The following is a 13416-nucleotide window of genomic DNA, read 5'->3' on the forward strand; positions in this document are numbered from 1 at the left end:
AACAGAGTTTAAAGATTAAAAAATCAATTAATTCTTCGTAAGATTTATGAGTGGTATTGAAAAAATGAAAGCTGTCAGAGTATTGAGATTTGTCTGAAGTAAGCACTTTTTCTCAAAAAATTATATTATACTAAACAACTGAAGTTAAGGCGTTTAAAAAAGTAGTATTTCAAATGTAAGAAAATAAAAACATATTTTGCATTAATCTTGTTATTTTTTAGTGTTTTATTTACCAATTCCATAATTACAATCCTTTTTTAAATTTTACATTTGTCTTAATACAAACATTTATTTTTACGTAAACCGAATTATGACCATCAAAGAAGCACTACAAAAACTCGAACATTTTTGTGCCTATCAGGAACGTTGTCATGATGAAGTAGTGACAAAATTATACTCCTTAAAAATGTCACCGGACGAAATAGACATTATTATTGTCAAACTCATTGAAGATAATTTTTTAAACGAAACCCGTTTTGCCTGCAGCTTTGCCCGAGGCAAACATCGAATTAAACATTGGGGAAAAATCAGAATTGTAAATGAACTCAATATCAGACACATTTCGACAGCAAACATTAATCTGGCTTTAAAAGAAATCACACCCGATGAATACGAGACAACATTTGATCTGCTTTCCCAAAGGTGCTGGGAAAATTCAACAGAACGGAATCCTTTAAAAAAAAGAAAGAAATTTTGTAATTATATGCTGAGAAGAGGTTATGAAAGCAATTTAGTTTATGATAAAGTCAAGGAACTGGAATTATCGTAATAAGAGCTTTACCATAACATTTTTTATCTCAGAACCCCTTGGGTGAAATTAAAATATGTATCAGGCTGAGTCCATTCGGCTTTGCTCAGGATAAATTTAGCCGAAGCCCTTTCGTTTTCAAAAGCCTTCGACTCCGCTCAGGATGACACTCATTTTTAATTTCACCCAACGGGTTAAGCCTTTTTTATTGGTCTAATAATCGAATTCAGATTTTCATGACCTACTTTAGTTCAAAAAAAAATCCGATAACTTTCGCTATCGGATTTTTGAATTATGGTTTTGGTGTTTTATTTAAAAATTACTTTTCTGGTTGTTTCGTATCCATTGTCCAAAACAACTTTTACCAGTAAAACCTGTTGTGCAAATGGCAGATTCTCAATAATCAATTCAAGATTGTTTACCTTATCTTTCGTGTACAAATGTTTTCCTGAAAGATCATAAATAAACACTTTGTCAATGTTTTCTACTGTCGAATTTACCGTAATGGTTTTCTTTTGAATCATAACCGAAACGGCATTCTCAGTCGTTTCAAAATCTCCGGTACCTAATGTTTTATTAGTATAACGCAATACAAATCGGTTATTAAAGGTTCCTGCCTTTGTGGTAAAAGTATGGTTTTTGGCTGTCAATTCGGTTATAGTACCGGTTTGCTTGTCTTCAAGGTAAACTCTCTGAGTCGCTAATTTTCCATCGGCCTCGTCAATTGCAATGGTAAAATCTCCGGCAATGGTCGAACGATAACCCAAAGGCACCAAATCGGCATCATTAAATGGCAAAGCACGTGCCTGAATAGTCAGGTTGTCAGCACCATTAACACTATAAAAATCAATATAACTGTTACCATCAAAAGTCAGTCCGTCAAAACTTCTGTCATAATTGTTTGTAGCACCTTCAACGTAACCAATCAGCGTTTGTTTAAAAGCACCTCCTGTATTGGTTAGATTTAACCACAAACGGTTTTTCTCAAATCCTGCCGATTTTGATGTTTTTGCAGGTTTAAAAAATTGCGAATTATAGGTTCCGCCATAACGCATCCTGTTGGTAAATTCAACATAACCTGAACCCTCTTCTGCACTGGTAAAAAACGATTGTCCTGCTCCTATATAACCTGTTGGTTTTTTACCGTTATCAACTCCGTCTGGAATTCCATCATTATTTACGTCAGCGTTATGATTTGGGTCACTTGGAGCAGATGCAACACCTCCTGTAAGGTTGTAACTCGCATAATCATCTGATACATAAGACAATTTAGAATTCACCATCTTAATGGCTGTATTATGGGTCCAGAAATAAATTGTTCCTCCTAAAATACCATCATTATGAGCATTCCCTTTTAAAAAAGCATCAGCCCACATAGCCGATGGATACGGATTACCAATCAGATAAAATTTACCTTTCTCAAAATACTGGCTGCTGGTAATGTCTCCATTATTAGGTTTTCCGATAAATTCGAGTTGCTGAACATAACTAGCGGTAGTCCAATAATCTTTATTATTTGGATATCTCGTGTTTGGTTTAGGCACACGAATGATATAACCAATTCCCGGCTGCATCACACTGGCGCCCAACTCTTCTTTCCAGACATCGCCCGTAAAAGACAAATACTTATCCCAAAGCGTATTAGGTGATAAATTATATAAGGTTTGCCCCTCAACCGGAGATGACCAATACGTAAAATCATAATTCTTCATTGCCTGAGAAGTACGCTTATAGGTAATAGGTCCCGAGTTACTATTTACAGTAGTATTAATATCCTGAATTAAACTGGCGTTGTTTTCAAATGTTAAAGAACCATTAACCGTTACTTCATTTGTAATCGTTAAGGTAATACCGGATGTTACTGTTGCTACAACACCGCTGTCAATTATTAATGAACAGGCAGATAAATCTGCGGCAAAAGTATAGGTAGGCGATGAAATTCTAACACTTTGCGTTCCGTTAGGAGTACCATTAGTCCAGGATCCATTCTTCCAGGTAGTAAAATTATCTGAAATAGTTACTGTAGCTGCCCCGGAAGGACATCCGTTGGTATTGGTTACGATAAAGGTATAATTACCCGCTGCCAAACCTGTGATTGTTCTGGTTGATGTACTACCACCATAAGTTGTTGCAGCATGCCCTGTTTGATTAATGGTCCAATTTCCACTCGGCAAACCTTCTAAAACAACACTTCCTGTAGTCGTTGTACAGCTAATATTTGTTATTGTACCAACTGTGGGTGTTGGTAAATAATCATATACTGTTACAGTTGCAGAACCTGACAAACTAGTAACACAACCTGTTATTGTCTGATAAACAGCACTAACCAAATTATACTTAAATGTTCCAGGGGTTCCTGTTGGAACACTAACTGTTGCTGTATTATTTGCACCCACATCTATTGTTAAATCTGAACCTCCGTTAATATTATAAGTAACTGTTATTGGATTATCTCCAGAATTTGAGAAAGTAATAGTAGGCGAAGCTGCGTTTTTACAAACATTTGTTGTTCCACCTATTGTAGCTTTAGGAACATCGAGTGTTTTTATTTGAACATAACCAGAATTTACACTTGTTCCACAACTGTTATAGGCTCTTAATCGATAATAATAAGTCGTTTTCTTGTCTAATCCTGTAACAGTATAAGAACTTACAAGTCCAATATTCAAATTATCATACGCAGGAAGGATAGCCGAAAAATTATCAACTCTCGATACGTCTAAATAATACCCTGTTGCATTAGCAGCTGCAGTCCAATTGGCAACAAAACTAGAACAGGTAGCATTTGCCCCAGCAGCAATTGTTGGAGTCCCCGGAAGCGGATTTACTGTCATCGTCACTGAATTTGATGTAGCAGGACTTCCTGTCAAACAAGGACTTGCGTTTGATGTCATCACAACGGTAACAACATCATTATTCACTAAAGTTGTAGTTGTAAAGGTTGAAACAGAAGAATTTGTTCCTACATTACTTCCATTAACTCTCCATTGATACGTAGGTGCATTTCCCGGATTTGTAGGTGTAGCGGTAAAAGTTACCGAAGTTCCTGAACATATCGCTCCTGTTGGAGAAACTGCTATAGTAACACTTGCTGGTAAATTAGGATTTATAGTTACTGCAACCGGAGTTCTTGACGAACTTACACAGCCTGTAGTAATGTTTCTGGATTCAGCATAATAAGTTGTCGATGATAAGACTGCCCCTGATGATAAAGCAGTTCCTCCTGATGTGGCTGCATACCAATCTACAACATTTCCTGATGCACTAGCTACCAATGAAGCAACTGTAGCACTTCCGCAAAAACTTTGTGCAGATGCTGATGGTGCTGTTGGTAAAGTGTTTACCGTTACTGCAACCGAAGTTCTTGACGAACTTACACAGCCTGTAGTGTTTCTGGATTGCGCATAATAAGTTGTCGAAGAAAGTGCCGTACTTGAAGCAAGAGCACTACCTCCTGTTAAAGTGGCATACCAATCTACAACACTTCCTGAAGGCGCACTAGCTACCAATGAAGCAACTGTCGCACTCCCGCAAAAACTTTGTGGAGATGCTGTTGGAGTCCCCGGAAGCGGATTTACTGTCATCGTGACTGAATTTGATGTAGCAGGACTTCCTGTCAAACACGGACTTGCGTTTGATGTCATCACAACGGTAACAATATCATTATTGGCTAAAGCTGTAGTTGTAAAGGTTGAAACAGAAGAATTTGTTCCTACATTACTTCCATTAACTCTCCATTGATACGTAGGTGCATTTCCCGGATTTGTAGGTGTAGCGGTAAAAGTTACCGAAGTTCCTGAACATATCGCTCCTGTTGGAGAAACTGCTATAGTAACACTTGCTGGTAAATTAGGATTTATAGTTACTGCAACCGGAGTTCTTGACGAACTTACACAGCCTGTAGTAATGTTTCTGGATTCAGCATAATAAGTTGTCGATGATAAGGCTGCCCCTGATGATAAAGCAGTTCCTCCTGATGTGGCTGCATACCAATCTACAACACTTCCTGGAGGCGCACTAGCTACCAATGAAGCAACTGTAGCACTTCCGCAAAAACTTTGTGCAGATGCTGATGGTGCTGTTGGTAAAGTGTTTACCGTTACTAATTGAGATGCACAAGCAGTCGTATTACAACCACTATATCTCACATAATAAGTGGTATTAGTTGTTGGCGAAACCGTTATACTATTTCCAGTCCCTGCCGATGTACCTCCACAAGAAACTGTAAACCATTGTACTGTTGCTCCTGTTCCTAATGTCCCCCCTGTTACTGTAAGTGTAGTTGATCCTCCATTACAAATAGCAGTAGTTCCAGATATTCCTGTTGGAGCAGTTGAAAGCGTACCGGCAGTAACTGTAACTGCCCAAATATTAGTAGAATTAGTAAAAGTCGTATTACAAGTCGCATCTTTGGCCTGACGTCTATAATAAGTAGTTTGCGTTAAAGTTTGCGTAGGTTTGTAAGTTGCTGTATTATTACTAACCGTTGTTACACCAGTCGCAAAAGTATTATCTGTACTGTATTGCCATTGATAAGTAATACTATTATCACCTCCACTTGCAGCCGTAGTGCTACCTATAGTTGCTGCTGGAATTGTATTACTACAAATTGTCTCTCCAGTATTACTTATAGTTCCTGCAGTAAAAGCTGATCTAACTGTAACTGTATTCGTTGCGCCTACTCCTGAACAACCCCCAGAATAATTTACAGTAACAGTTTTAGATCCTGCTGTTAACCATTTTAAAGTAACGGAATTAGTACTAACACCACCACTCGTAATGGTATAATCACTTCCTAATGTTCCCGGAATCACCCAACTATAACCAGTTTTTCCTGATTGTGTTGTATAAGTAACATCTGTATTAGAACAAACTGGAGATGATGGAAAAGTTGTAAAACTAGCCCCAACTGTAACCGCTAAAGATTTAAAAGCACTATGACAACCTCCTGGAGCATTGGATACAGCTTCAACCGAAACATTACCACTTCCTGAACCGATTGTTACAGTAATAGAATTTGTATTCCCGCCTCCAGTTATTGACCAACCCGAAGGTAATGTCCAATTATAATAATCTGCTCCTGCAACTGCGGTAGTACTATAGACTTGACCTGTTGTTCCAGGACACTGGTTAACATTACCTGAAACCGATATGGGGTTAGCAATCCCAATTGTAGTAAAAGATTGCACATCTGAATATTGTCCATCTCCACATCCTTTATTATTACTACGAATTCTATAAAAATACTGAGTACCTGGTGTTAATCCCGTAACACGATATTCAATAACATTACCGACATTTAAATATTGGTATCCTGGAACATAAGCTCCTGTAAAAGTACTAGATGTTGCTACATCTAAAAAATAGTTATTTATATGACTGTCATTATTCCATTGAACAACTGAAGTAGTACAAACTGGATAATCAGAATAAACTCTGGTAATCTGTGGTTTAACAGGCGAGATCATTGTAAAGCTGTTTGACACATTATTAGAGTTAATCGCATTACTACATGATCCAGAAGCTAAATTTGTTACGGATATAGTAGTTCCAGGGTTACCAGGATTAGTTAAACCTGTAGCAGTGAATGTTCCTGTCCCTGCAGTAGTAACCGTCATACTTGCTGTTAAATTTATAGCCCATGGATCATTTCGAAAATATGTTACAGTATAATTCCCAACTGGCAATCCCGCTGGTGTACTATTAACTGTTATTAAAGCTGTAGCAGAAGTTACACATTGATTAGCCCCTACAGTTACCCCTGTCAAACTAAAAGTAGTACAATTAGCATTATACCCGCCACTAGCCATTGTATCTGAAAATTTAGGATTCCCAGTACAGGAAGAAATTTTTGTTGAGCCAATCTTAATCTCTTGATTAGCATCACAACCATTAACTGTAGTCAATCCACCTGTGCTCACTTGTAATTCAGCATTTGAATTCAAAACCAAAGAAGCTTTCTGTTCAAAAAGAATTGTTGCGGTAGGTGATAATCCAGGAGTAACAACCAATTTACTAGTACTTATCGAAAAAACAGTACCTTGATTAGTACCTATTCCGGTCAAAGTTAATTTACCACTAATCGTAACTGTACCCATCGTTTGAGTAGTAATACCAGCTGTTCCAATACTTATTGTATGATTTGCCTGAATTAAAACAGCACCAGTACCCGCATTCTGCCCAGGATAAGTTGATGCTCCAACCCAACTTGTGCCGTTATAGTATTGCCAGCTTCCAGTATTAGTCCAAGGCCCATTACCTAAAGAACGATAATCTCCTGTAGTTTGTCCAAAAACTGTGCTTCCAAACAAAAAAACTGTAAAAAATAGAACGGTTGTCAAAACCCTGGATCTAAGTAAAGTTTTTTTCATAATAAATATTATTAATTTAAAAGAATATTTTAAAAACTAATTTTTTGAGTATTTTGATATTACTCTTGAATTTTAAAAACATCAAAATCTGTTTTTCTTTTTTAGATTTTGCATCTATTTCTACCTACGTAAAAACACGCTTCGGGGTTTTATTTTTTTTAGCTATTTTACCCTTGAAATATGTACCAAAATTACTGTGTAAAATCAGGTTTTTTATGAATTTTCAGACCTTTTAGATGAAAGACATTATTAGCCGATGAGCGACCTCTTTTGGAATTAAAAAATTAATTTTACGAAGTTTTTACTTACAATAAAAAAGGAGTTTTTAATTCTTTAAAATAAGTATAATACTACAATTTATAAATCAAAACAGCTAACTTTTAACCACTTAGCCTGTTTTTGTAAAAAAAGAGCCAAAAAAAGCTATATTTATTCAAAAGACACTTCAAACTTTTTAGATAAAAGCTTTAGTTTTTTTTAACTTCTCAACCTTTTCCTTTTGAAAAACACCTTTGTATCTTTGGTTTTTTATAGTAATCAGCTGAAAATTTACAACCTTAAAAACACAGCATCCTAGAAACTAAAAGCACAATGAAATACACTACCCTCCCAAATACAGATCTAAAAGTGAGCAAAATCTGCCTGGGCACTATGACTTTTGGCGAACAAAACTCAGAAACAGATGGTCACCAGCAAATGGATTATGCACTTGAAAAAGGCGTGAACTTTTTTGATACTGCCGAAATGTATTCGGTTCCTGCCCGCGAAGAAACCTATGGAAGCACAGAGAAAATTATTGGAACCTGGTTCAAAAAAACCGGGAACCGCGATAAGGTAATTTTGGCTTCAAAAATTGCTGGACCAAATCCGAATTTTACTTACATGCGCGAAAAGGGCGATTTCTCGCCTGCGAGTGTCAAATATGCTTTAGAAAACAGTTTAAAACGTCTGCAGACAGATTACATTGATTTGTATCAGTTACATTGGCCGGAACGCAAAACGAATAATTTTGGACAAAGGGCTTTTAATGGTTATGAAGATGCCTGGGAAGATAATTTCAGGGAAGTCCTTGAAACTTTTGACGGCTTGATTAAGGAAGGCAAAATAAAACATCTTGGCGTTTCAAACGAAAATGCGTGGGGAATGATGCGTTTTCTTGAAGAAAGCAAATACCAAAATTTACCAAGAATCAAAACGGTTCAAAATCCGTATAATTTACTAAACCGTCTTTTTGAAGTAGGTTCTTCAGAAGTTTCTATTCATGAAAATGTGGGATTACTGGCTTATTCGCCTCTGGCTTTTGGAGTATTAACCGGTAAATTTTTAACCGGAGAGCCGCTTCCTAATGCCAGAATCAATCTTTTTCCGCAATACAAACGCTATAATAGTGACGAAAGCAGACAGGCAACCCGTTTGTATCAGGAAATTGCCCAAAAACACGGCCTGACTTTAACCGAACTGGCTCTGGGTTTTGTATTACAGCAGCCCTTCGTAACCAGTGCTATTATTGGAGCTACCACAATGGAGCAATTAAAAGAAAATATTGCCACAATCGACATCACACTTTCAAAGGAAATCTTATCCGAAATTGAAAAAGTTCAGACAATTATTCCGGACCCGGCTCCTTAAATTTGAATTCTACAAAAAACAGAATCCCGACAACTTCAAAGTTATCGGGATTTTTATTATAAATCAAACTCATCACTTATAGATAAAGAATCAACCGGAACCGCAGTAGAATCAGGCACTTTAATACGAATTAAAGAACGTGCATTTCCGGAAATGTAAACCGGTAATTGCCCAAGCGTATCTTCAGGAACTAAAAGACCTCTGCGGAACATTAAGTTTTTTAAGAATTTTTGATTCTGTAATGCGTAATCTTTCAGGTTTCCTTCATCATTGAACTGATACATGAATTTTCGAGGCTTCGGAATAATCGTAGCCAGATACAAACATTCATCAACACTTAAATCTGAAGGGCTTTTCTGGAAATAAAAATGACTTGCTTCTCCAATTCCATATACATTTGGTCCCCATTCAATAATGTTAAAATACACTTCCAGCATTCTTTCTTTGCTTGCAATTCGGTTATTTTCCAGAATATAAACCAATAAAATTTCTTCCAGCTTTCGCGAAAGTGTCTTTTCACGAGTCAAAAAGACGTTTTTGATCAATTGCATGCTGATGGTACTGGCACCACGTGAAAATTTTTTGGTTCGGATATTTTTTAGAATGGACTGTTTAAAAGCTTCATTGATAAATCCGCGATGCGAAAAGAAAGACGGATCTTCAGTTGTTAAAACGCATTTTCTCAAATAAGGCGAAATCTGATCGAGAGGTGTGTAGTTCGGATTAGCATTTCCCACCAAAACCGGACGTTGCTGTACGTTCTGAATAATGGCACGATACACAAATTCGCCGTTAAGTTTATTAAGATTGGCTTCTCCGTATTTGGTAATTCTCAGGTTTTCCTTATTCAGTTTACTGTCAAAAACCAATGTATTGGGCTTGTTTTTATTAAATTTAAAATCCAGTTTATAATCAAAATTTCCGGTCGCTTCCATTCCCTGAAAATGGGTAAACAATCCGTCAGGCAATGAAACTATAAAATCCTGCGCCTTCATTTTTGGAATATCAACTTTCAAAGTATAAACCGTATCCGATTCCGTATTATACGAAACATACGGTTTCACTTTTATTTTGTTCAGCTGCATCGTTGAAGTGCTGTCAATCGAAATAAAATCAGCGCCTAATAAAAAGCGATAATCAAATCGTGCATTTTTTATTACAACGTCTTTGCTGGCAATCTTGGGGTGATTGATTTTTAAATTGGAAATAGAAGTATAACCGTCGATATGTAATTCGCTTCCGTCTTTATCAATATTGGCAACGTTTAAACGAATCGAATCAAAACTTGCTTTTAAGTTATAACGCTCATCCAAATATGGAACTTTAATTGCTCCCGTATCGAGATTAAAAAATCGAATATCAGCCTTTTTATTCCTTGGATCGGCAAAACCTTTTATATTCCATCGCTGATCAAAATTCTTGCTTTGAACATGCAAATTCGTTGTAAGCTGTTTGTTGTCTAAAACCAGCTTATTAATGGCAATAGAAGCTTTTTTGCCATTGTCATCAATCCTAAAATTCAGGTTTTCCAGTTTCATATCGGTCGGAACCAGATTCAGTAATTTAGAAATAATACGATAGGCATAATCAGCATATTTTCGTTTTTCATTTGATTTTTCCTCAGTATCATCCTTTTTCAAAAAAGCATCAAAATTCCTGATTTTCCCTTTTTTAACCAGTTGAATATAGCCGTCATTGATTTTTAAAGTTCCAAGCTGGACATCACCAATCAGCAGATTACTCAGACTAATAGTAGTTTCTATTTTTTTAATATTGAAAAGAGTGTCGGCGTTTTTTGGGACCAAAACAATATCCGTTAATTTAATCCCTGAAAGACCATCAAAAGAAGCTTCTTTTATTGAGAAATCACTATTGTAATCCACCGCCATTTTGTGGGTTACTTTTGCAATAGCCTGTTTTAAAAGCGAGTTCCGAAAAGAGTAAAGTGCGATGCAGATCAAAATGAATACTACAGCAAGTATTTTAATCGCTTTGAATATTTTTTGTTTAGGAAAATTCATAAGTAAGTTTTATAAAAATCAACCAAACAGAATACTCGCCACATCTTCAATTTTCGCCACGAGTTCAATTTTGATTCCTGTATTTTTTAAGGCAATTTTATTATATTTTGACACAAAGATAGTATTGAAACCTAATTTTTCAGCTTCCTGAATACGCTGATCTACACGATTTACGGGACGAATTTCTCCTGAAAGACCAACTTCTCCCGCAAAACAAAAACCTTTTGTAACCGGAATATCTTCGTTCGATGATAAAATTGCGGCTACAACAGCTAAGTCAATCGCCGGATCATATACAGAAATTCCACCGGTAACATTCAGAAAAACGTCTTTTGCACCTAAACGAAATCCGGCTCTTTTTTCTAAAACCGCCAGAATCATGTTGAGTCTTTTGGCATTATAACCTGTGGTACTTCGTTGCGGTGTTCCGTAAACCGCTGTGCTTACTAATGATTGTATTTCTATCATTAACGGACGCATGCCTTCCATAGTGGTGGCAATCGCAGTTCCTGACATTTCTTCATCTTTGTGCGAAATCAATATTTCGGATGGATTGCTTACTTCCCGCAACCCGCTTCCTAACATTTCATAAATTCCAAGTTCTGCAGTTGAACCAAAACGGTTTTTTAAAGAACGTAAAATTCGGTAAACATGGTTTCGGTCGCCTTCAAACTGCAAAACGGTATCGACCATGTGCTCGAGGATTTTCGGCCCTGCGATGTTTCCATCTTTGGTAATATGTCCAATTAAGATAACCGGAATATTGGTTTCTTTAGCAAATTTTATCAGTTCAGCGGTAGTTTCCCTAATCTGAGAAATACTCCCTGCAGTTGATTCAATATAATCGGTATGCAAAGTCTGAATCGAATCGATTATTACAATTTCAGGCTGAATGGCTTCAATTTGCTTGAAAATGTTTTGTGTTTTGGTTTCCGTTAGAATGTAACAATTGTCGCTGTCCGGCGTGATTCTTTCGGCACGCATTTTTATTTGTTTCTGACTTTCTTCACCCGAAACATATAAGGTTTTATAAGGTAATTTTAATGAAATCTGCAGCAAAAGGGTACTTTTACCAATGCCGGGTTCACCTCCTAAAAGTGTTAAAGATCCGGGAACAATTCCGCCACCCAAAACACGGTTCAATTCTCCATCAGTAGTATCCATTCGAATTTCCTGAGCCGAATCAATTTCATTAATTTTTAATGGCCGCGGTGCTTTACCCGTTGGAGTAGGTTCGCTTTTCCAGGCCACTTTTTCCTGCTTCTGAATAATTTCTTCGGCAATCGTATTCCATTCTTTACAGGCATTGCACTGCCCTTGCCATTTGGCATATTGAGTTCCGCAATTTTGGCAAAAGAAGGAAGTTTTAACTTTAGACATTATTTTGTTTTTTTTGCAAGCGTATTCATTTCATCAATTTTCTCATACATCATATCTTTTGTCAACTCACCAATTGGCTGCATTTGTGACGCATTTTGATATCTTTTTGATGCTCTTTTCGGGTCTCCTCTTTTTTCATACATCAAACCTAATTCATATTCTCCCAACATCGCCAGTGGATAATCAACATTGGCAATCTGAGCCATCTTTTCTAATTCATCGTAGGCATTGTTTTTCAGAATAAGGTTTTCAATAACTTTAAAATCATTTATCCTAACCTGAATATCAACCCCTAAAACCGTTGACATGGTATTATACTTATTTTCTAAATAATCTGCATAACCCGATTGAAGGACAGCGATTTTATCTTTGAATTCGGCAGAATTAATTGGTTTGTAAACTTCAAAAATATGATACAAAGCATTCGGAATCGAATATAAAACTTCTGAATAATGCGTTGAATTTTTAAACACATCATATTTAAGGTTTACCAAAGGATTATTTGCAATTTTAATATTGCTGGCCAGCTTTTCTACAGGTTCTTTTATTTTATTAATATCACCATCTGCCGCAGACAAATAATAAAAAAATGGTTCTTTTACTTTAGCAAATTTTTCCGGAATACGAATTTCCATTTTTGGTGCCAGCTCAGGACTTAAACAAATATATCCGTTAAAAAGAGGAATATCTTTGTATAAAAAGAAATTTATAAAACTGGCCGTGATATCATGTCCTGCAATAATTTTAAAAGGAGCTGTACGATATTGTTTTTCAATATAAGGAACCAATTCAGCACCAATAAATTCGAAAAATTCTGCTCCTTTTTCAAAAGGCACTCCTTGATTTTGATCGATAGTAGAATCGTCATAACGTTCTCCATCATGGTTCTGATGAATTCCGATAATAATCATTTCCGGCAAATCATCCCAATAAACACCATAACTTAAAGCTCCTGAAAAAGGATCAAATAAATAATCGCCATCAAGCAAATACAAAACCGGATATTTTTTAGACGGGCTGGTTTCATAAGAAGCCGGAAGTCCAATAGTTATTCTTCTGTCTTCACCAAGTTTTTCGGATTTAAGAGTGTCGAATTTTTTTTGTGAAAAAACAGTAAAAGAGAATAATAAAACAAAAAACAAATAAACTTTTTTCATGATTGGGGAAAATTAAAAAGTATTAAAATTAAGGAGCCAATATAATACTTTATTTGCTTTTTTGTTAAGGAGCGCTTTTAAAAATCAAAGAAATTTAAGACAAAAGAAAT

General features: G+C 36.2%; 6 protein-coding genes. 2 read left to right on the plus strand and 4 right to left on the minus strand.

Annotated elements, in window-relative coordinates; translation table 11 throughout:
* Positions 1-310 precede the first annotated feature (310 nt).
* Entirely contained in the window at positions 311-769 is a 459-nt protein-coding gene (locus FLV_RS06305; protein WP_243231976.1) for a regulatory protein RecX, read from the plus strand.
* Between the two features lie 287 nt (positions 770-1056).
* On the opposite strand, the gene FLV_RS06310 is transcribed toward FLV_RS06305, so the two are convergent.
* On the minus strand, positions 1057-7119 hold the full coding sequence (locus FLV_RS06310; RefSeq protein ID WP_243231977.1) for a T9SS sorting signal type C domain-containing protein: 6063 nt from the start codon (positions 7117-7119) through the stop codon (positions 1057-1059).
* 591 nt (positions 7120-7710) lie between these two features.
* Between FLV_RS06310 and FLV_RS06315 the strand changes: the two genes are divergently transcribed.
* The gene (locus tag FLV_RS06315) at positions 7711-8748 is read left to right on the plus strand and encodes an aldo/keto reductase (RefSeq protein ID WP_243231982.1); all 1038 of its coding nucleotides are present in this window, start codon (positions 7711-7713) and stop codon (positions 8746-8748) included.
* A gap of 56 nt (positions 8749-8804) precedes the next feature.
* On the opposite strand, the gene FLV_RS06320 is transcribed toward FLV_RS06315, so the two are convergent.
* The 3 genes from FLV_RS06320 to FLV_RS06330 are packed head-to-tail and all read right to left on the minus strand — an operon-like array spanning position 8805 to position 13306.
* Positions 8805-10769: a transglycosylase domain-containing protein gene (locus FLV_RS06320; protein WP_243231984.1), complete on the minus strand. Its 1965-nt coding sequence runs from the start codon at positions 10767-10769 to the stop codon at positions 8805-8807.
* A gap of 18 nt (positions 10770-10787) precedes the next feature.
* A complete protein-coding gene (gene radA, locus FLV_RS06325; protein WP_243231986.1) occupies positions 10788-12149 on the minus strand; it encodes a DNA repair protein RadA in 1362 nt (453 codons plus the stop codon).
* A complete protein-coding gene (locus FLV_RS06330) occupies positions 12149-13306 on the minus strand; it encodes an alpha/beta hydrolase (RefSeq protein ID WP_243231989.1) in 1158 nt (385 codons plus the stop codon). Before FLV_RS06330 ends, radA begins: the two co-directional genes overlap by 1 nt.
* Positions 13307-13416: the final 110 nt, after the last annotated feature.

This window comes from Flavobacterium pectinovorum (assembly GCF_022802975.1).
GTDB classification, from domain to species: Bacteria; Bacteroidota; Bacteroidia; order Flavobacteriales; family Flavobacteriaceae; genus Flavobacterium; species Flavobacterium pectinovorum_B.

Bases quoted from the DNA above. Each gene is read 5' to 3' on its own strand.
- FLV_RS06305 (WP_243231976.1), top strand. From the start codon at position 311: ATGACCATCAAAGAAGCACTACAAAAACTCGAACATTTTTGTGCCTAT.
- FLV_RS06310 (WP_243231977.1), bottom strand. From the start codon at position 7,119: ATGAAAAAAACTTTACTTAGATCCAGGGTTTTGACAACCGTTCTATTT.
- FLV_RS06315 (WP_243231982.1), top strand. From the start codon at position 7,711: ATGAAATACACTACCCTCCCAAATACAGATCTAAAAGTGAGCAAAATC.
- FLV_RS06320 (WP_243231984.1), bottom strand. From the start codon at position 10,769: ATGAATTTTCCTAAACAAAAAATATTCAAAGCGATTAAAATACTTGCT.
- radA (WP_243231986.1), bottom strand. From the start codon at position 12,149: ATGTCTAAAGTTAAAACTTCCTTCTTTTGCCAAAATTGCGGAACTCAA.
- FLV_RS06330 (WP_243231989.1), bottom strand. From the start codon at position 13,306: ATGAAAAAAGTTTATTTGTTTTTTGTTTTATTATTCTCTTTTACTGTT.